This window comes from Providencia sp. PROV129 (assembly GCF_028482245.1).
In the GTDB taxonomy this organism is placed as follows: Bacteria; Pseudomonadota; Gammaproteobacteria; order Enterobacterales; family Enterobacteriaceae; genus Providencia; species Providencia vermicola.
Genome location: NZ_JAMPQD010000032.1, coordinates 1 through 20,036 on the forward strand (window position 1 = coordinate 1; position 20,036 = coordinate 20,036).

The window sequence follows — 20,036 nt, forward strand, 5'->3', positions numbered from 1 at the left end:
GGCTAGGCGGCAAATGAGGATAGCTTGGGGAGCATACATAAGTATGTGACCCAAGTAGCCGAGTGAAGCCAACACCGCCACAGCTCGAAATATGACGAGAATTTAGGCTGGGTTATCGATATCGACAAACTCGGCGTCCAACCCCTGCTCATCAACTAGCCACTTGGTTAACGCCTTAATCCCGTAACGCTCTGTGGCATGGTGCCCTGCGCTGTAAAAATGGATCCCCATTTCCCTTGCAATATGAATCGTTTGTTCTGAGACTTCCCCTGTGACAAAGGCATCAACACCAAACTCTGCGGCTTGCAGAATAAAACCTTGCCCGCCCCCTGTGCACCATGCGATTTGACGAATTTCCTCTTTCGCGTTGTCGCCACAGTGAAGGACTTTACGACCTAGGCGCGTTTCTAGGCGATTGGTCAATTCTGCTGGGGTAATTGGCTGGTCAAAAAAGCCAAATGGCATTAATGGGTCAATTTGGCCATTCACTTGGACGCCCATGATATAAGCAAGCTGTGTATTATTCCCTAATTGATGGTGCGCATCTAAAGGAAGGTGATAACCATAAAGATTAATATCATTAGCTAATAATGTTTTTAATCTATTCTTTTTCATACCTTTAATAATGGCAGGCTCATTTTTCCAAAAATAGCCATGGTGAACAATCACCGCATCCGCTTTTTTCTCAACGGCGACATCGAGTAAAGCTTGGCAGGCAGTCACTCCTGTGATGATTTTATGCACATGAGGGCGTCCTTCAACTTGCAGCCCATTTGGTGCAAAATCTTGAAACTCACTCACTTTGAGCTCATCGTTAATGACTTCTTCTAATCTTAAGTTATGCATGATGTTGTCCTTTTTACTGCACAGCGAATCTATAACGCCATTTTGAATATAATTTACTGATAATCAATAATCATAAGCGGAAACATACTTTTTTTCTGTGTTATTTGAAGTGCATCATTCGAAAAGAAAAGTAGGGGTATAAAAAACAAAACCCCCACAACGAGTCATTGCAGGGGCTCTTATCAATTACTTAAGACGCAAGGTTAACGATGGCTTTCAAGTGTGGTCTCTGAACGCTCTAACCATACAGGCTTATCGCTTGTTTTCGACCAAACTTTATTTAAGTAACTGTAATATTTAGCTCTTTTCGGGTGAAAAACCATAACAGGAAACGCAATAATGCCTGCCGTTACAGCAGCAGTGCGGCGTGCAAGTACCTGATTACGGGAATATTCGCGGTATGTGGACATCGATATCCTCCTTCAGTTGCCACTTTATTTGTCGATCCCAGCTTTGCTCTAAAAACTCCCCAAATACAGCTATTTCACAGAGCGGACTAAAACCGAACAGATAATACGAGAATTAATTAACTGAATATAGAATAGCGCAAATTGTGTAATAAAACTACTCATCTGACCACTAGAATTAAAATATTACTAATAATTCCCCATTATTCTGTATTTTTACTACAAAATTTAACCCAAAATCGTTAAAAACAAACATTGTAGCAACAATTAAATAACAAGTTAAAATTTAAGTGTTATTAGTTATTTCACTTAAGAGTGTCTATTCCTCGCTTAGTTGATTAAAAAATGTGTATTTTTATACTTTTTTTACACCTAGTCCTATCTTTTTATCAGCTTCTTTACAACGAACTCTCTACCCTTATTTCATGGAAATAATAAGGAGAAAACACTGTGTCATTACTTTCCATTTTTGGGGCAGTTCTCGTTGTTCTACTGCTGGTTTATCTGATTTATGCCCTGCTTAACGCGGAGGATTTCTGATATGGCCACCACAGCATTTTTACTGATTGGCAGCTTCCTGCTGGTCTTATTTATCTTAGCTAAACCGTTAGGTAATGGAATTGCACGTCTTATTGACAGTGATATTCCTCGTCCTTTAATGGCTAGTGAATCATTGCTTTGGCGTTTAGCGGGGATTAAACAACCTGGAAAATCAGCTGCCGAAATGAATTGGCAACAATATGCCTTAGCCATAGTTTTATTCAATGTGCTCGGTTTTGTTTTGCTATTCGCCATTTTAATGTTTCAGGGCAGCTTACCGCTCAATCCACAGCACTTTGCTGGTATGAGTTGGGATTTAGCCTTCAATACTGCGATAAGCTTCGTAGCAAACACCAACTGGCAATCTTACAGCGGTGAAAATACGTTGAGCTATTTAAGCCAAATGGCAGGCTTAACCGTACAAAACTTCCTCTCAGCCTCAACGGGTATCGCTGTGGTTTTTGCCTTGATCCGTGCTTTTTCACGCCATGGCAGTAAAACATTGGGGAATGCATGGGTCGATATCTACCGTATCACCTTCTATTTATTATTCCCTCTCGCCATTGTTGTTGCTTTATTTTTTGTCAGCCAAGGGGTGATCCAAAACTTTTCTGACTACCTCTTAGTTGACAATTTAGATAACACAACCCAACTGTTACCAATGGGCCCTGTCGCATCCCAAGAAGCGATTAAATTACTGGGAACCAATGGCGGTGGCTTCTTTGGTTCAAACTCCTCTCATCCGTTTGAAAACCCGACTGCATTAAGTAATTTTGTTCAGATGCTGGCAATATTCTTAATCCCTAGCGCGTTGTGTTTTGCCTTCGGTCGTTCTGTGGGTGATAACAAACAAGGACATACCTTGTTATGGGTTATGGGGATCATTTTTGTTATCGCCGCCATTGTGGTCATTAAAGCGGAGTATGTTGGCAATCCATTTCTAAGTGAGTTACACGCCAATAGTAACGCTAACATGGAAGGCAAAGAAAGCCGCTTTGGTATTCTTTCCTCGGCTTTATATGCCGTTGTCACAACCGCTGCCTCCTGTGGTGCTGTCAATGCGATGCATGATTCCTTTACAGCGATGGGCGGCATGGTGCCAATGTGGTTAATGCAGATTGGTGAAGTCGTTTTTGGCGGTGTCGGCTCTGGTCTGTATGGCATGTTGCTGTTTGTTCTTCTCGCTGTCTTCCTTGCTGGACTAATGATTGGCCGTACTCCCGAGTACTTAGGGAAAAAAATTGAAGTCCGTGAAATGAAGATGGTTGCACTGGCAATTTTAGTGACACCAACCTTAGTGCTACTTGGTACAACCATCGCCTTAATGACCGATGCAGGACGTTCAGGCATTTTAAACCCAGGCGCCCATGGCTTTAGCGAAGTGTTATATGCCTTTTCATCGGCTGCCAATAACAATGGTAGCGCATTCGCAGGACTCAGTGCCAACACCCCGTTCTACAATGTGCTACTTGCTATCGCCATGTTTATCGGCCGCTTTGGCGTCATCTTGCCCGTACTTGCGATTGCGGGCTCAATGGCACTTAAAAAATCCCAAGCACAAAGCCAGGCTACATTGCCGACCGTAGGCCCACTCTTTATTGGCTTATTAATCTTTACTGTCCTCCTTATTGGCGCACTGACTTTTGTCCCTGCATTGGCACTAGGTCCAATTGCTGAGCAGCTACAAATTGGTTTTGCGGGATAATCAGGGGAAAAAAATGAAAAAGCAAAAAACACCTTTATTTGATAAAAAATTAATCCAACAGTCTATTATTGATGCCGTAAAAAAATGCACACCACAAGCCCAATGGCGTAACCCCGTGATGTTTGTGGTATATATCGGTAGCCTGATCACCACCTTATTATGGGCAATGATGGCAGCAGGTTTGTCTGAAGGAAGTGCATGGTTTAGCGGTATGGTCACCTTATGGTTGTGGTTTACCGTACTGTTCGCCAATTTTGCTGAAGCCTTAGCCGAAGGACGCAGTAAGGCCCAAGCCCAAAGTTTAAAAGGTGTAAAACAGCAAAGCAATGCCACTCGCCTTACCGCGGCCTCATTGGATGCAACACAAGAAATTGTCAGCTCCGATCAACTGCGCAAAGGTGATATCGTGCTGATCCGTGCAGGGGAAACCATTCCTTGTGATGGGGAAGTTCTTGAGGGCGGAGCATCTGTGGATGAAAGCGCGATCACAGGGGAATCTGCTCCAGTGATCCGCGAATCAGGTGGCGATTTTTCCTCTGTGACAGGCGGAACACGTGTGCTGTCCGACTGGCTGATTGTTGAATGTACCGTTAACCCTGGGGAGACATTCCTAGACCGCATGATCTCCATGGTCGAAGGCGCACAGCGCCGTAAAACACCGAATGAAATCGCCTTAACTATTTTGTTAACTGCACTCACCATTATCTTTGTATTAGTGTGTGCAACTTTGTATCCATTTACGGTTTTTGCCGCTGAGTATGCAGGGGCTGGCAGCGCGGTTTCCATATTAGTACTGATTGCATTATTAATCTGTTTGATCCCAACGACCATTGGTGGCCTGCTTTCCTCTATTGGTGTAGCAGGTATGAGCCGCATGTTAGGTGCGAATGTTATCGCCACCAGCGGGCGAGCTGTTGAAGCCGCGGGGGATGTGGATGTTTTATTGCTTGATAAGACAGGCACCATCACTTTAGGAAACCGCCAAGCCTCTGAGTTTCTGCCTTTAACTGGCGTTACGGAAGAGCAACTAGCAGATGCAGCACAGCTTTCTTCACTCGCTGATGAAACCCCTGAAGGACGCAGTATCGTCGTGCTTGCGAAACAAAAATTCAATTTACGTGAAAGAGATATTCACGGAATGAATGCTACTTTCGTACCATTCTCTGCAATGACCCGTATGAGTGGTGTTAACGTCGGTGAACGCATGATCCGCAAAGGTTCTGCCGATGCCATTCGTCGCTACGTTGAAGCTAATCATCAAAAATTTCCCGAAGAAGCCGATAAATTGGTGGAGAAAGTCGCCCATTTAGGAGGAACACCATTAGTTGTCGTTGACGACCAAACTGTTTTAGGCGTCGTCGCGCTCAAAGATATCGTCAAAGGTGGGATGAAAGAACGATTTGCCCAAATGCGCAGCATGGGGATCAAAACAGTGATGATCACGGGGGATAACCACTTAACTGCCGCTGCCATCGCGGCGGAAGCGGGTGTCGATGATTTCCTTGCCGAGGCAACCCCCGAAGCTAAGCTTGCCTTGATCCGTCAATACCAATCAGAAGGCCGATTGGTCGCCATGACCGGTGACGGGACAAACGATGCGCCTGCACTCGCCCAAGCTGACGTTGCTGTTGCCATGAACTCGGGCACCCAAGCCGCGAAAGAAGCTGGGAACATGGTAGATTTAGACTCAAACCCAACCAAACTTATTGAAGTCGTGCACATTGGTAAACAAATGCTAATGACTCGTGGTTCATTGACCACCTTCAGTATTGCAAATGATATTGCCAAATACTTTGCCATCATCCCTGCCGCCTTTGCCGTGACATGGCCACAACTTAACGCGTTAAATATTATGCATTTGCACTCACCTGCTTCTGCCTTGCTTTCTGCGGTAATCTTCAACGCACTGATTATTGTCTTTTTGATCCCATTGGCACTTAAAGGCGTGAATTATCGCCCAATGAGCTCCCAATCACTTTTGCAACGAAACTTAGGCTTATATGGTTTAGGTGGCTTGTTGGTGCCTTTTGTGGGGATCAAATTGATCGATATGTTTATTAGCCTATTTGGTATTTAAGGATTTGATTATGAGCATGATCCGTTCGTCCATTATCATGTTATTGGTGCTAACCCTATTAACTGGAATAGCCTACCCTCTATTGGTCACAGGCCTTGCCAATGTCTTTTTCCCATGGCAAGCAAAAGGCTCTTTAATCACACAAGATGAGCATGTTGTCGGTTCCAAACTGATTGGGCAAAATATACAAAGTGAGGGGTATTTTCATGGTCGCCCCTCCGCCACCGCGGAAAGTCCATACAACACGTTAGCATCTGGGGGAAGTAACTTTGCGGTAAGTAATCCCTTGTTACAACAAACGATGGCTGAACGTAGTAAACTGCTGCGTGCACAGAATCCTGAAGCTGGAAATGCGATCCCTGTAGACTTATTGACTGCCTCTGCTAGTGGTCTTGACCCTAATATTTCGGTTGACGCGGCCATTTATCAAGCCCCACGCATTGCGAAAAGCAGACAGGTTTCATTAGAGGCCGTAAAATCATTAATTACGGCACAAACAGAAACGGCCTTGCTGCCCTTTTTAGGTGAACCCGTTGTGAATGTGCTACAACTGAATTTGGCACTAGATGAATACATGCAGCAAATAAATAGCCAACGTTAATAAGGTGAGTTATGAAAAATCAGGAACCTGCTCGCCCAAACCCTGATGACTTATTGGTAAAAGCCAATGAAGATGGCCGAGGTAAATTAAAAATTTTTTTCGGCGCCTGTGCTGGCGTCGGAAAAACCTACGCCATGCTACAAGAGGCTCAACGCTTGCGTTCACAAGGGTTAGACGTCCTTATCGGCGTAGTAGAAACCCATGAACGGGAAGAAACTGCAGCCTTATTGGATGGGCTTTCTGTGTTACCACACAGAAAATTGCAGCACCGCGGTCGTCGCTTAAATGCGTTTGATATTGATGCAGCAATTGCGAGACACCCTGCCATTATACTCATGGATGAGTTGGCATTTAGTAACCCAACAGGCAGCCGCCACCCAAAACGCTGGCAAGATGTTGAAGAGTTATTAGATGCAGGCATCGATGTGCTTACCACCATTAACGTTCAACACATTGAAAGTTTGAATGATATTGTGGGGAGCATTACGGGTATTCGTGTTCGCGAAACGGTTCCTGACCATATTTTTGATGCCGCTAATGAAGTGGTGTTAGTCGACTTGCCCCCTGACGATCTACGCCAACGCCTGAAAGAAGGCAAAGTGTATATTCCAGGGCAAGCCGAACGCGCTATTGAGCATTTTTTCCGTAAAGGAAATTTAATCGCGCTACGTGAGCTGGCTTTACGCCGCACCGCCGATCGTGTCGATGACCAAATGAGAGAGTTTCGTGATGGCAAAGGGGAAGCCCCCGTCTGGCACACCCGTGACGGGCTTTTATTGTGCATTGGCCACAATATGGGTAACGAAAAACTGGTACGTGCCGCGGCGCGACTTGCTGCAAAGTTTGGCAGCGTGTGGCATGCGGTTTATGTCGAGACTCCCACCCTCCACCAGCTCCCTGAATCTCAACGCCGCGCCGTACTCAAAGCGCTGCGCCTTGCCCAAGATTTAGGGGCAGAAACTGCTACCCTATCCGACTCTTCAGAAGAAAAAGCCATACTCCGTTATGCACGGGAACATAATTTAGGCAAGATATTGATTGGACGCCGCGATAAACACCGTAAATGGCCCAAACTCAATTTCCGCCCTGGCTTTGCTGACCGCTTAGGGAAATTAGGGCCCGATCTCGATTTAGTGATTGTCGCCCTTGAAGAAAAAAGTGATTGGGATAAAGAACCTGAAAGAAAGCCGTTTTCTGAAAAATGGCGCTCTGATTTAAATGGCTACATGATGGCTATTGTGATGTGCGCTGCTATCACTTTATTTTCGAGAACATTTTTACTCGCGTTAGACAAAGCAAACCTTGTGACGCTGTACCTCTTAGGTGTTGTGTTGATAGCTCTGTTTTACGGACGCCGTCCTTCTATTTTTGCCGCACTCGTGAATGTTATTAGTTTCGACCTGTTTTTTGTTCAACCACACTTTTCACTCGCCATCATGGACATGCAGTACTTAGTAACCTTTACGGTGATGCTGATTGTTGGGGTTGTGGTGGGAAACCTAACTGCTGGTATGCGCTATCAAGCGAGAATTGCCCGCTATCGAGAACAGCGAACTCGTCATTTATATGAAATGACAAAAGAACTAGGGCAAGCACTCAATACAGAAGATATTGGTAAAACAGGCTATCACTTCCTTAATAACGCGTTTCAAGCCAAAAGCTGCCTATTAGTACCCGATGAAAATGGTGATTTATTACCACTGCAATGTGATGGACATACCCCCATGCAGATTGACAAAGCCATCGCAAAATGGAGTTTTGATAAGCGCCAACCCGCAGGGGCAGGGACAGATACTCTGCCGAGTGTGCCTTATCAATTACAACCGATCACGACAGCAGACCAAACCCTCGCAGTATTAGCTATCGAACCCCGTAATTTACGCCAGTTGATGATCCCAGAACAACAACGCATGCTGCAAACTTTTACTGGGCTGATCGCCAGCGCCCTTTCGCGCTTACAGCTGACAAAACAAGCAGAGTCCGCTAAATTAGATATTGAACGTGAACAATTGCGTAATTCGTTGCTGGCAGCGCTTTCCCACGATTTAAAAACACCGCTAACCGTGCTATTTGGGCAAACAGAAATATTGATGTTAGATTTATCCGCGGAAAATTCGCCCCATACCGCGCAAGTAAACCAAATGCGTCAACAAGTGCTTAGCACCTCGCGTTTAGTGAATAATTTACTCGACATGGCACGTTTGCAATCAGGCAGTATTCAACCCAACCTTGAATGGGAATCTTTGCAAGAAATAACCAGTAGCGCCGTTAGAACATTAGATTACACGCTACACAGCCACCCATTGGAAATTAATATTCCTGCTGATTTACTGTTATATTGCGATGCTATGTTAATTGAACGGGTATTAATTAATTTATTGGAAAATGCTGTCAAATATAGCCATGAAGATACCCCAATTGGTATCAATGGCCGAGTCGAAAGGCAGAAAATTCATATTGAAGTCTGGGATGCCAGTAACGCAATTCCCGATGGGCAAGAAAAAACAATTTTTGATAAATTCTCCCGCGCTCAAAAAGAATCCGCAATTCCTGGCGTTGGCCTTGGGCTTGCTATCTGTCGTGCTATTATTCAATTACACGAAGGAGAAATTTGGGCACAAAACAATAATAAAGGTGGAGCCAGCTTCCACTTTGTTTTACCTTTAAAGCAACTCCCTGATATTGAAGCTGAAGTTTAGGAGACATTAACTTATTGTGAGCAGCCATCAAATTCTGATTATTGAAGATGAAAAAGAAATTCGCCGCTTTGTCCGACTTGCATTGGAGGGTGAAGGCTGGAAAGTTTTCGAAGCTGAGAATTGCCAACGGGGTTTGATTGAAGCAGGTACAAGACAACCGGATTTACTGATTTTAGACCTCGGGCTGCCTGACGGTGATGGCCTTGATTTAATTCGTGATTTACGAAAATGGAGCAGCATTCCCATTATTGTTTTGTCTGCCCGTGAAGAAGAATCACAAAAAGTTGCGGCTCTTGATGCAGGTGCGGATGATTATTTAACAAAACCTTTTGGTATCAGTGAGTTACTAGCTCGAGTCCGTGTAGCATTACGCCGCTTTGGTAAAGTGGGTCAAGAAAGCTCACAATTTCAATTTGGGGATGTCACTGTCGATTTTATTAATCGCATTGTCACTAAGCAAAACGAAGAATTACACCTAACGCCTATCGAGTTTCGTTTACTTAGCGAGTTAGTTGCCAATAGCGGTAAAGTCTTGACTCAACGACATTTGTTATTGCAAGTGTGGGGGCCTAGTTATATTGAGCATAACCATTATTTGCGGATTTATATGGGGCATTTACGGCAAAAACTGGAAAATGACCCGACTCGCCCTATTCATTTATTAACGGAAACAGGTATTGGCTATCGGTTTATGCCATAAGTCATTTTACACCCAATTCTCGGAATCTTTCCGCTAGTTTAAACCCCTTGGCTGGCTATAATTTCCCCATTATTTTCTATGGAGAGAAATTCGTGCAAACATTAACGACCCAATTATCAAACCGCTTTTCATCTGCCTTAGTCCTTTTTTTAGGGATTTTTGTGACTACTCAAGCCCTCGCGTTGAGCCCAGAAGAAAAAACGCGTACTGAATCTTTACTCACGGAACTTGGTAAGCAACAAAACCTGACATTTACTCGTAACGGCACAGAACATAACGCGGCCGATGCAGAATCCCATTTACGTTTAAAATTACGCAAAACAGAAAAACGCCTAAACACCACTGAACAGTTTATTGACAATGTGGCCTCAAAATCGTCCATCACAGGCGAAGCATACCAAGTTAAAGACGCCCAAGGTAACGTATTCCCCGCCAATCAATATTTACATGATTTATTAAAAGAAAAAGTAGATAGCAAGCCCGAATAGATTCTGCAGTCTTTGTAGATTACTATAAAAAACGCTGGCATTTATTTGCCAGCGTTTTTTTGTTCTAATACTCGGTCTGGCCCTTAAATAATTTGTACCACAGGTAGGCGGCAAATTAAGTTATCCCGTGAGCATACATAAGTATGTGACTCGGGTAACTTAATGAAGCCAACACCCCTGTGATGCAAAGTATGACGGGGACATCAAATTAAGAATTTTCGATTTTCGCCCAAGTATCACGCAACCCAACAGTCCGGTTAAACACTAAATGATCTGCGCTGCTTAACTTATTATCCGCACAGAAATACCCTTCACGCTCAAATTGGTACGCCTTTTCAGGGGCAGCATCTTTTAAGCTTGCTTCAACAAAGCCTTGGCGAATAACCAGCGACTCTGGGTTGATAACCGATAAGAAATCCTCTTCCGCACCAGGGTTTGGCACAGTAAACAGACGGTCATACAAACGAATTTCCGCTGGCAATGCATGTTGTACGCTTACCCAGTGAATAACACCTTTCACTTTACGTCCATCGGCTGGGTCTTTATTTAATGTGCCTGCATCATACGTACAGAAAATGGTTGTGATGTTGCCATCAGCATCTTTTTCCACACGTTCTGCTTTGATGATATATGCATTACGTAAGCGCACTTCTTTGCCTAACACTAAACGTTTAAATTGACGATTGGCTTCTTCACGGAAATCCGCACGGTCAATATAAATTTCATTGCTAAAAGGCACTTTACGCGTACCCATTTCAGGGTTATTTGGATGATTTGGCGCCGTTAAAATTTCTTCACCTGCTGGCATGTTTTCAATCACCACACGCACAGGGTCAATCACCGCCATGGCACGTGGAGCCGACACGTTCAGATCATCACGAATACATGACTCTAGTGACGCCATTTCGACGTTATTATCTTGTTTAGTCACACCAATGCGTTGGCAAAACTCACGGATTGACGCAGCGGTATAGCCACGACGACGTAAACCTGAAATGGTTAACATGCGTGGATCGTCCCAGCCGTTCACGTGCTTTTCTGTCACTAATTGGTTCAGCTTACGCTTAGACATCACCGTATATTCCAAATTCAGACGAGAAAACTCGTACTGACGTGGATGGCAATCAATCGTGATGTTATCCAGTACCCAGTCATATAAACGACGGTTGTCTTGGAATTCTAATGTACATAAAGAGTGTGTGATCCCTTCTAGCGCATCAGAAATACAATGCGTGAAGTCATACATTGGGTAAATGCACCACTTATTGCCAGACTGGTGATGTTCTGCAAACTTAATACGATATAAAACGGGATCACGCATGACCATAAATGGCGATGCCATATCGATTTTCGCACGTAAACACGCTTTACCTTCTTCAAAGCCGCCATCACGCATTTTTTCAAATAATGCGAGGTTGTCTTCGATTAAGCGTTCACGGTATGGGCTATTTTTACCTGGCTCCTTTAATGTGCCGCGGTATTCACGAATTTCGTCCGCACTTAGCTCATCAACGTAAGCTAAGCCTTTTTTAATCAGCTCAATGGCGTATTGATATAAAGTATCAAAATAGTCAGAAGAGTAACGAACATTGCCTGTCCACTCGAAACCTAACCATTTGACGTCTTCTTGGATTGAGTTAACGTATTCGACGTCTTCTTTAACAGGGTTGGTGTCGTCAAAACGTAAGTTGCACTGTCCCTGATAGTCCTTTGCAATGCCAAAGTTCAAGCAGATTGATTTCGCATGGCCGATGTGTAAATAGCCATTCGGTTCTGGTGGAAAACGCGTATGGACCGACGTGTGTTTTCCGCTCGCCAGATCTTCATCTATGATCTGACGGATAAAATTTGTTGGGCGAGCATCTGCCTCATTCATTGTCATCATTCCTCAATGCCAAAAGCGCGCTAAAAGCGGTTAGTAACCAGATATATTCTACCATAATCCGTCAGGAAACAACCGTTTGATTGAGCTTAACCGATAAAAGCTATAGCAAAGAGGCGAACACAACAAAAAATAGGCACATTGAGCTCTGCTTGCTCGCCTTTTTTAGGTCAATAACATCACGGTTAATACCACTAACAGCAATAATGGGTAGCTTTGTGCATGGCGCTTATCGCTGAGGTAAGGCATTAATAATGAAGCAAAACGGATCCCCAACCAAGAAGCAGCAATCAAAATTAACGCGCCTTTGAGGTAAATCATGCCAAGAAAATCTGCGCCGAGGTCAACGTGCTTATCAATTGCAAAATAAAAGTAAGTTAATGTCCCTGTGATTGCCATCGGTAGCGTCAATGGGTTAGCAAAAGCCGCCGCTTGGATCATACTCGCACCGCGGCGTCGCATTAATGGAACGGTCATCACACTACCGCCCACCCCTAAAAATGCCGCCACAGCACCAATCACCACGCCAATCGGGGTATCAGCAAAAATGCCCCCTCGAGAAGCTTTGATACCTTCCGATCCTGTTTGCATAAAACCAGGGCGAATAAAACAATCCAAAATCGTGATTATTAAATAACCAATAAATATCCAGCGGATCAACGCACTATCTACCGATAACGCCACAATTGCCCCAACTATTCCGCCAATTGAAATCGGAATAATAAACGGCTTGATAATTGGCCAGCTTAGGTTGCCTTTTAAATAATGGGCACGGCTCGATAGCGTTGATGAAAAAATCATCACACAAGTGGAGGTTGCCACCGCAACTTGCATTGCCACTGCGCTTGCATCACTTTGCGGCCCCCAGACTAAGGTAATTAATGCATACAACAGTGGAACCGTGATAAACCCACCACCAAAACCAAATAATGCAGTTGTGATCCCTGAAATAAACCCAAATAAGCAAAGAAGCAGTTCCACAGAAAATTCCTCATCAGTCATTGAGAAAATATCTTATCGATGAGTAAGCCGCCTTGCTTGTGCAGATTCGACAACCTGCTTTGAGATTTCGCCAACATTGTTAACATTGATAACTTATTTCCTACATGACTAAACCAACTAAGTGAAATAAATGTGCCTCTAAGAATTCATTTATTCAAAAAATATCCCGATAATAGTTAAATCTAAAAATTCACAGCTGGGTAAGTCAATGAAATGTATTAACTGCAATGAGCGCGAAGCGAATAAAGAGTCTGGTTGGTGTCATGAATGCGAACAATTGGAAGTCCATAAAATTAATGGCGTACTTTATCTGCCAGCTTTAGGGCTAATTATTACCGCATTTTTGTCTATCTTTGGGGCATACCAATTAGTCCAAGTTGTCACCTATTATGCTGAAAATACGAAGGGTGTTCCTGCATTTTACCTTGGCGCCATTGTGCTACAGCTTGTCTATATAATTATCACACTCGTCGCTTGTTGGTTTTTCTTTAATAAGAAAAAAGCGACTAAATGGGTTATGATTTCCTACTACATTTTTGCGCTCATCGTAACGCTGTATTTTACCGTTTTTATCGCCATAATTTATGGTGCTAAATTAACCAATACAGATTACCAGCAAATACTCATGAGCACATTCAGTGCCGCGCTGTGGATTGGTTATTTCATTAAATCTGACCGTATCCCACAAGTTTTTATCCGATAACGTCCATAAAAAATGCCAGCCTTTTTATCGGCTGGCATCATCACAAACTTAAATCAGACTTAATACATTATTTCAGAACATTATAAATAACCGTTTCGCCTGCTTTCACGTCGCCTTCAACTAAAATCTCGACGCCAGCAAAATCATCGATATTGCTGATGATAACAGGGCTAATCATTGATTTAGCATTCGCTTCAAGGAACGGTAAGTCTAATTTCAGGATTGGTGTACCCGCAGTGACTTCGGCACCTTCTTCCACTAAACGCGCACAACCTTCACCTTTCAGCGCAACGGTATCGATACCCATATGAACGATGAGCTCTACGCCATTTTCAGTTTCAAGGCAAAATGCATGGTTAGTTTCAAAAATCTTGACCACTGTACCTGATGCAGGGGCTAAAACTTCACTGCTGGTTGGTTTGATGGCAATACCATCGCCCACAATGCGGCTAGAGAACGCTTCATCTGGTACATCATCGAGGGAATATACTTGCCCACTGACTGGCGCAACGAGGGATAAAATCGCATTGCCTTTCGCTTTCGCTGGCTCTGCTGCTTTTTTCTCTTCCGCGGCTGCAACAGGCGCAGTACCGGCAATCGGCCCTTTCGCAATCACTTCCGTCATTGCTTTAGCAACCAACTCAGCGCGCGTTCCTACAATCACTTGTACGTTTTGTTTGTTCAAGCGAATAACACCTGAAGCACCAAGACGTTTTGTCATCGCATCGTTAACAATTGCAGTGTCTTTTACCGTTAAACGTAAACGTGTGATACACGCATCGATATTCACGATATTATCGCTACCGCCTACCGCAGAGACGTACTGACGTGCTTCTTTTTGGATATCGCTATCCGTGGTATTGGCAGGACTGAGGCTTTCATCGTAACCATCAATAGTTTCATCACCCGCGCTTTCTTCACGGCCTGGAGTTAACAGGTTAAATTTACGGATCATGAAGCGGAAAATCACGTAGTAAATACAGAAGAAGACTAAGCCTTGAACAATCAACATGTACCATTGAACTGCTAATGGGTTACGCGATTGCAACAGCATATCCACTAAACCTGCACTGAAGCCGAAGCCCGAAATCCACTCCATTGTTGCTGCGATATACACAGAAATACCAGTCAACAGTGCGTGAATAACGTACAGGATTGGTGCCACGAACATAAATGAGAATTCAAGCGGCTCAGTGATACCCGTGAAGAATGCCGCAAATGCACCCGCAATCATGATACCAGCTACTTTGGCTTTATTTTCAGGGCGTGCGCAGTGGTAAATAGCGAGTGCTGCACCTGGTAGACCAAACATCATTATTGGGAAGAAACCAGCTTGGTAACGACCTGTGATACCTACCGTTGCCAGACCTGCTTCGATAGATTTAGCCCCACCGAGGAAGTTTGGAATATCGTTAATACCCGCAACATCAAACCAGAACACTGAGTTCAGTGCATGGTGTAAGCCAACAGGAATTAACAGACGGTTAAAGAATGCGTAAATACCCGCACCGACAGAACCTAAATCTTTAATGCTTTCCCCGAAAGACACTAAACCGTTATACACCACTGGCCAGACGTACATCAGAACGAAGGCTAAGATGATCATTAGGAATGAGGTTAAAATCGGCACAAGGCGACGACCACTAAAGAATGACAACGCTTTTGGTAACTCAACACCACTGTAGCGATTGTATAATTCAGCTGACAGTACCCCAACTAAAATACCCACGAACTGGTTATTAATTTTACCGAATGCCGCTGGGACAGTTTCCAGAGGAACATTCATAATCATAGAATAAGATGCAGGAGAACACAGTGTTGTCACCACTAAGAAGCCGACAAAACCAGTCAGTGCCGCAGCACCATCCTTATCTTTCGACATCCCATATGCAACACCAATTGCAAATAGCACGGACATATTATCAATAATTGCCGCACCAGATTTAATCAGTAACGCCGCGATTGCACTATTAGCGCCCCAACCATCTGGGTCAATCCAATAGCCAATCCCCATTAGGATTGCTGCGGCTGGTAGTACAGCAACTGGCACCATCAGTGCCCTACCAATCCGCTGTAAGTAGCTAAGAATATTCACAAACTCCCCCTTATAACCTTATTTTGCCCCATTAACAGGATCTTATTGTTCAATCGATCAATGATCAGCAACCGATAATATTTGATGATTAATTATATCAGTTTCATACTTTAGATTAATTGTTTCGCGATGCAAAATAAATAGGTGCGATTTGTGATAAATGTCAACGAAATCGTTCATGTTCTGACTAAATTAGTAGCTATTATTGAAAACTTATTTTATGATTAAAAATAACTTATTTACGTCATTAACCTGTATATTCTCAGCGCGTTTAAAATGCAGGTGCAGCCGTTAAAACGGCACTGTATACCAACACCAACGCGTAATAAATTTGTAGTATAACTAGTATTCCTATATCTAATGCATAACATCAGGGATACACATATATATGAAAGATTTCACAGACTTATTAGAGGTAATTGAAACATGAGGCTAATCCCATTAAACAATGCGCATGATGTCGGCACTTGGTCTGCACAGTATATCGCTGATAAAATCAACGCATTCAACCCAACCGCTGAACGCCCTTTCGTTCTCGGCTTACCAACAGGTGGCACACCACTCGCAACCTATAAAGCGCTGATTGCTTTGTATCAAGCAGGTAAAGTGAGCTTTAAACATGTGGTGACATTTAATATGGATGAATATATTGGCATTCCTGCTAATCATCCACAAAGTTACCATACGTTTATGCATGATAATTTCTTCAACCATATTGATATCCAAGCTGAAAACATCAATCTGCTCAATGGGAATGCCCCAAATGTTGATGAGGAATGTCAACGTTATGAAGATAAAATTAAATCTTATGGCAAAATCAATTTGTTCATGGGTGGCGTAGGAAATGATGGCCATATTGCATTCAATGAACCAGGTTCATCACTAAATTCTCGTACCCGAATCAAAACGTTAACCCCTGAAACACGCCAAGCAAACTCACGCTTCTTTGATAACGATATCAACCAAGTGCCAAAATTTGCGTTAACGGTGGGTGTTGCCACATTAATGGATGCAGAAGAGCTAATGGTCTTGGCAACAGGTGCGAATAAAGCAAATGCAGTTCACGCTGCCGTGGAAGGTTCCATCAACCATATGTGGACAGTGAGCTGTGTACAAATGCATCCAAAAGCGCTGATTGTCTGTGATGAGCCTGCAACACTCGAATTAAAAGTCAAAACACTCAAATACTTCAAACAGCTAGAATCTGAAATTATTGAGACGTTTAACTAAGATTATATTTATCAATCACCCGACTGGCGACGGCTAGTCGGTGACCCATTTTTCCAGAGGTCAGGAGTTTAAAACCATGTATGCACTAACTCATTGCATTATTTATACAGGTCATGAAAGACTGGATAACCATGCTGTCATCGTTGATGGTGAAATCATCAAAGAGGTTTGCCCTGTCTCTGAAATACCTGCAAATATCCCACAACACGATTTGCAAGGCGCAATTCTCTCTGCTGGTTTTATTGATCTGCAAGTTAACGGCTGCGGTGGCGTTCAATTCAATGACAACAAAGAAAATGTCACATTGAAAAATTTAGATATCATGCAAAAAGCCAATGAACGCACAGGTTGTACTAGCTACCTACCAACGCTGATCACTTGCTCTGATGATCTAATGAAACATGGCATTAACGTCATGACTGAATATTTAAAAGATCACAAAAACCAAGCCCTTGGCCTACATTTAGAAGGTCCTTATATTAATGTGATCAAAAAAGGGACCCATAACCCTGAATTTATTCGCCAGCCTTCAGCTCAAATGATTGATTATTTGGCCTCCCACGCCGATGCCATCACAAAAGTCACCTTAGCGCCTGAAATGGTCGACCTCGATTATATTCGCCAATTAAAAGAGGCTGGCATTGTGATTTCTGCGGGGCATTCAAATGCCACATACGAAGAAGCGAAACTTGGCTTTAAAGCTGGTATCCGTTTCTCAACTCACCTTTTCAATGCGATGCCATACATTTCAGGCCGCGGCCCAGGTTTAGTTGGCGCCATTTATGATACGCCAGAAGTGTATGCAGGCATTATTGCCGACGGCTTACATGTTCAATGGGCTAACATTCGGAACAGTAAGCATCTGAAAGGTGATAAATTAATTTTAGTGACGGATGCAACAGCACCAGCAGGAATTGATCCTCAAACTGGTGAAATGGATCATTTTATCTTCGCAGGTAAAACCATATACTATCGTGATGGATTATGTGTTGATGAAAATGGCACACTCAGCGGTTCGTCACTGACGATGATTGAAGCAGTCAGAAACAGCGTAGAACATGTCGGTATCGCATTGGATGAAACACTTAGAATGGCAACGCTCTATCCAGCAAGAGCCATCGGAGTTGATGAAACTTTAGGGTCAATTGCTCCGGGTAAAATTGCGAATTTGACCGCATTTAACCACGACTTCACTATTCTCGCGACTTACGTAAACGGAAAGGAAGTCTACAAAATGAGTAACTAGCTAATGAATCAAAGCCACTCGCTAAAGCAAATTGGTAATATTGACCTCGTCAAACAACTCAATAGTGCTGTCGTCTATAGCTTGATAGACCAACAGGGTCCGATATCAAGAATTCAGATAGCGGAACAAAGCCAGCTTGCCCCAGCCAGTGTCACTAAGATCACTCGCCAGCTACTCGAACGCGGTTTAATTAAAGAAGTTGACCAGCAGGCCTCCACAGGGGGCCGTCGTGCTATCTCTATTGTTTCTGAACACAAAAACTTCCACACCATTGGTGTCCGTTTAGGCCGCTATGATGCCACTATTGCATTGTACGACTTAGGCGGAAAAATGATTGTGGATGGGCACTACCCTATCTCTGAGCCTACCCAAGAAGCGGTCGAGCAAAAATTGATTGCCTCCCTCGAAGATTTTATCGAACAAAATCATCGTCGTATCAAAGAGTTGATTGCCATTTCAATTATCCTCCCTGGTTTAGTCAATCCAAATCGTGGCATTATTTTCTATATGCCCCACATCAAAGTGGATAACTGGCACCTAATTGATAACCTACAAGCCCATTTTAATATCACCTGTTATGTTGGGCACGATATTCGCAGCCTTGCGCTTGCTGAGAGCTTTTTTGGCGCTACTCGGGATTGCGAAGACTCTTTACTAGTGCGTATTCACAGAGGCGCTGGGGCTGGTATTGTGATCAATAAAGAAATATTGCTCAACCATCGCGGTAATTTAGGGGAAATTGGCCACATCCAAGTCGACCCCCTTGGTGAGTTGTGCCACTGTGGTAATTTTGGCTGCTTAGAAACCATTGCCTCCAACCAAGCGATTGAAGCGCGCGTTAAACAACGTTTAGAGCAAGGCTACTCCAGCACCCTTACTGCAGAAACTTGCACGATTTCCTCTATTTGCCAAGCCGCAAATAAAAACGACCCACTGGCCACCGAGGTTATTCAGCACGTTGGCCGGCAAATTGGTAAAGCCGTTGCGATTACCATTAACTTGTTCAACCCAGAAAAAGTGGTGATTGCAGGGGATATTACTGAGGCCGAGCAAATTTTACTGCCTGCGATTCAAAGCTGTATTGATACTCAAGCACTCAAAGGCTTTCGTGAGAACTTACCGATTGTCACCTCCCAATTAGTTCATAATTCAGCAATTGGTGCATTTGCCTTAACCAAACGCGCAATGCTTAATGGTGAATTACTGCAAAAGCTGTTTGATAATTAATTTCACTCTACTCAATGAACGAATAGAAGCAGGTTTTAACCTGCTTCTTTGCTTTGAGAGACCCACTATCAAAAAATACCTATCCCTTCACCCTGCTATTGTTCAATTTAAAATCTATTTGTATTTTATCAAATAATCTCAGTTTCATTGACAATCAAACGCCGAAAAATACCTTTATTTCTCCCTACTATTTTTTGAACAGACGAGTAGTCAAAAACGGATTTTTTTCAAATTAAGGGTTGTTTTTTGCTGGCTTTATCGACAAAATGATTATTCAACAAACAAACAGACGCATTTTCTGAAAAATAGTGCAAAAAGCTGTTGACTGTAGGGTCTGTAATTAGCATAATGCGCCCCGCAACGCCGATGAAGGTTAAGCAAAAAAAGATGGCTATGTAGCTCAGCTGGTTAGAGCACAACACTCATAATGTTGGGGTCACAGGTTCGAATCCCGTCATAGCCACCATTTATTTGCGGGAGTGGCGAAATTGGTAGACGCACCAGATTTAGGTTCTGGCGCCGCAAGGTGTGCAAGTTCAAGTCTTGTCTCCCGCACCATTTTCCTTCTCGGTAGTATTGAATTTAAGA

The 20,036-nt window shown here is 43.4% G+C and carries 16 protein-coding genes and 2 tRNA genes; 13 read left to right on the forward strand and 5 right to left on the reverse strand.

Annotation, left to right across the window (positions count from 1 at the left end; translation table 11 throughout):
* Positions 1 to 102 precede the first annotated feature (102 nt).
* Both PSF27_RS19300 and PSF27_RS19305 read right to left on the reverse strand, forming a co-directional pair.
* A complete protein-coding gene (locus PSF27_RS19300) occupies positions 103 to 846 on the reverse strand; it encodes a type 2 GTP cyclohydrolase I (RefSeq protein ID WP_206085297.1) in 744 nt (247 codons plus the stop codon).
* 203 nt (positions 847 to 1,049) lie between these two features.
* Positions 1,050 to 1,256, reverse strand: a complete 207-nt coding sequence (locus PSF27_RS19305) for a YbfA family protein (RefSeq protein ID WP_047756317.1) — start codon at positions 1,254 to 1,256, stop codon at positions 1,050 to 1,052.
* A gap of 447 nt (positions 1,257 to 1,703) precedes the next feature.
* Here PSF27_RS19305 and kdpF point away from each other — a divergent pair, with 447 nt between their 5' ends.
* The 7 genes from kdpF to PSF27_RS19335 all read left to right on the forward strand — a co-directional run bounded on the left by kdpF (position 1,704) and on the right by PSF27_RS19335 (position 10,063).
* Positions 1,704 to 1,793 carry a K(+)-transporting ATPase subunit F gene (gene kdpF, locus PSF27_RS21250; RefSeq protein WP_206085296.1) on the forward strand — a complete coding sequence of 30 codons (90 nt, stop codon included), beginning with the start codon at positions 1,704 to 1,706 and terminating at the stop codon, positions 1,791 to 1,793.
* 1 nt (position 1,794) lies between these two features.
* Entirely contained in the window at positions 1,795 to 3,498 is a 1,704-nt protein-coding gene (gene kdpA, locus PSF27_RS19310) for a potassium-transporting ATPase subunit KdpA (RefSeq protein ID WP_272682085.1), read from the forward strand.
* A gap of 13 nt (positions 3,499 to 3,511) precedes the next feature.
* Positions 3,512 to 5,575: a potassium-transporting ATPase subunit KdpB gene (gene kdpB, locus PSF27_RS19315; protein WP_206085294.1), complete on the forward strand. Its 2,064-nt coding sequence runs from the start codon at positions 3,512 to 3,514 to the stop codon at positions 5,573 to 5,575.
* 10 nt (positions 5,576 to 5,585) lie between these two features.
* On the forward strand, positions 5,586 to 6,176 hold the full coding sequence (gene kdpC / locus PSF27_RS19320; protein ID WP_206085293.1) for a potassium-transporting ATPase subunit KdpC: 591 nt from the start codon (positions 5,586 to 5,588) through the stop codon (positions 6,174 to 6,176).
* A gap of 11 nt (positions 6,177 to 6,187) precedes the next feature.
* A complete protein-coding gene (gene kdpD / locus PSF27_RS19325) occupies positions 6,188 to 8,875 on the forward strand; it encodes a two-component system sensor histidine kinase KdpD (RefSeq protein WP_272682086.1) in 2,688 nt (895 codons plus the stop codon).
* A gap of 16 nt (positions 8,876 to 8,891) precedes the next feature.
* Complete coding sequence (kdpE, locus tag PSF27_RS19330) at positions 8,892 to 9,575, forward strand: two-component system response regulator KdpE (RefSeq protein WP_206085291.1); 684 nt, start codon at positions 8,892 to 8,894, stop codon at positions 9,573 to 9,575.
* Positions 9,576 to 9,667: 92 nt separating this feature from the next.
* On the forward strand, positions 9,668 to 10,063 hold the full coding sequence (locus tag PSF27_RS19335) for a DUF5329 family protein (RefSeq protein ID WP_206085290.1): 396 nt from the start codon (positions 9,668 to 9,670) through the stop codon (positions 10,061 to 10,063).
* Between the two features lie 208 nt (positions 10,064 to 10,271).
* Here the strand turns inward: PSF27_RS19335 and glnS are convergent, their stop codons facing one another.
* Positions 10,272 to 11,939 carry a glutamine--tRNA ligase gene (gene glnS, locus PSF27_RS19340; RefSeq protein WP_272682087.1) on the reverse strand — a complete coding sequence of 556 codons (1,668 nt, stop codon included), beginning with the start codon at positions 11,937 to 11,939 and terminating at the stop codon, positions 10,272 to 10,274.
* Positions 11,940 to 12,110: 171 nt separating this feature from the next.
* Positions 12,111 to 12,926, reverse strand: a complete 816-nt coding sequence (locus tag PSF27_RS19345) for a sulfite exporter TauE/SafE family protein (RefSeq protein ID WP_272682088.1) — start codon at positions 12,924 to 12,926, stop codon at positions 12,111 to 12,113.
* Positions 12,927 to 13,155: 229 nt separating this feature from the next.
* On the opposite strand from PSF27_RS19345, the gene PSF27_RS19350 reads away from it, so the two are divergent.
* On the forward strand, positions 13,156 to 13,650 hold the full coding sequence (locus PSF27_RS19350) for a DUF2569 domain-containing protein (RefSeq protein ID WP_272682089.1): 495 nt from the start codon (positions 13,156 to 13,158) through the stop codon (positions 13,648 to 13,650).
* 67 nt (positions 13,651 to 13,717) lie between these two features.
* On the opposite strand, the gene nagE is transcribed toward PSF27_RS19350, so the two are convergent.
* Positions 13,718 to 15,745, reverse strand: coding sequence for an N-acetylglucosamine-specific PTS transporter subunit IIBC (gene nagE / locus PSF27_RS19355; protein ID WP_206085286.1), 2,028 nt, complete (start codon positions 15,743 to 15,745; stop codon positions 13,718 to 13,720).
* A gap of 426 nt (positions 15,746 to 16,171) precedes the next feature.
* Between nagE and nagB the strand changes: the two genes are divergently transcribed.
* The 5 genes from nagB (at position 16,172) to PSF27_RS19380 (ending at position 20,006) form a co-directional block, all read left to right on the forward strand.
* The gene (nagB, locus tag PSF27_RS19360) at positions 16,172 to 16,975 is read left to right on the forward strand and encodes a glucosamine-6-phosphate deaminase (RefSeq protein WP_272539849.1); all 804 of its coding nucleotides are present in this window, start codon (positions 16,172 to 16,174) and stop codon (positions 16,973 to 16,975) included.
* 76 nt (positions 16,976 to 17,051) lie between these two features.
* Positions 17,052 to 18,221 (forward strand): N-acetylglucosamine-6-phosphate deacetylase, encoded by a 1,170-nt coding sequence (nagA, locus tag PSF27_RS19365; protein ID WP_206085284.1) that lies wholly within the window; start codon positions 17,052 to 17,054, stop codon positions 18,219 to 18,221.
* A gap of 3 nt (positions 18,222 to 18,224) precedes the next feature.
* A complete protein-coding gene (gene nagC / locus PSF27_RS19370; protein WP_206085283.1) occupies positions 18,225 to 19,448 on the forward strand; it encodes a DNA-binding transcriptional regulator NagC in 1,224 nt (407 codons plus the stop codon).
* A gap of 389 nt (positions 19,449 to 19,837) precedes the next feature.
* Positions 19,838 to 19,914, forward strand: a tRNA-Met gene (locus PSF27_RS19375).
* 7 nt (positions 19,915 to 19,921) lie between these two features.
* Positions 19,922 to 20,006 (forward strand) — tRNA-Leu (locus PSF27_RS19380).
* Positions 20,007 to 20,036 lie beyond the last annotated feature (30 nt).

Excerpts from the sequence above, each read along its gene's own strand:
- glnS (WP_272682087.1), bottom strand. The coding sequence starts at position 11,939 with ATGAATGAGGCAGATGCTCGCCCAACAAATTTTATCCGTCAGATCATA.
- kdpA (WP_272682085.1), top strand. The coding sequence starts at position 1,795 with ATGGCCACCACAGCATTTTTACTGATTGGCAGCTTCCTGCTGGTCTTA.
- nagC (WP_206085283.1), top strand. The coding sequence starts at position 18,225 with ATGAATCAAAGCCACTCGCTAAAGCAAATTGGTAATATTGACCTCGTC.
- kdpC (WP_206085293.1), top strand. The coding sequence starts at position 5,586 with ATGAGCATGATCCGTTCGTCCATTATCATGTTATTGGTGCTAACCCTA.
- kdpD (WP_272682086.1), top strand. The coding sequence starts at position 6,188 with ATGAAAAATCAGGAACCTGCTCGCCCAAACCCTGATGACTTATTGGTA.
- PSF27_RS19350 (WP_272682089.1), top strand. The coding sequence starts at position 13,156 with ATGAAATGTATTAACTGCAATGAGCGCGAAGCGAATAAAGAGTCTGGT.
- PSF27_RS19305 (WP_047756317.1), bottom strand. The coding sequence starts at position 1,256 with ATGTCCACATACCGCGAATATTCCCGTAATCAGGTACTTGCACGCCGC.
- nagA (WP_206085284.1), top strand. The coding sequence starts at position 17,052 with ATGTATGCACTAACTCATTGCATTATTTATACAGGTCATGAAAGACTG.
- nagB (WP_272539849.1), top strand. The coding sequence starts at position 16,172 with ATGAGGCTAATCCCATTAAACAATGCGCATGATGTCGGCACTTGGTCT.
- kdpB (WP_206085294.1), top strand. The coding sequence starts at position 3,512 with ATGAAAAAGCAAAAAACACCTTTATTTGATAAAAAATTAATCCAACAG.
- PSF27_RS19300 (WP_206085297.1), bottom strand. The coding sequence starts at position 846 with ATGCATAACTTAAGATTAGAAGAAGTCATTAACGATGAGCTCAAAGTG.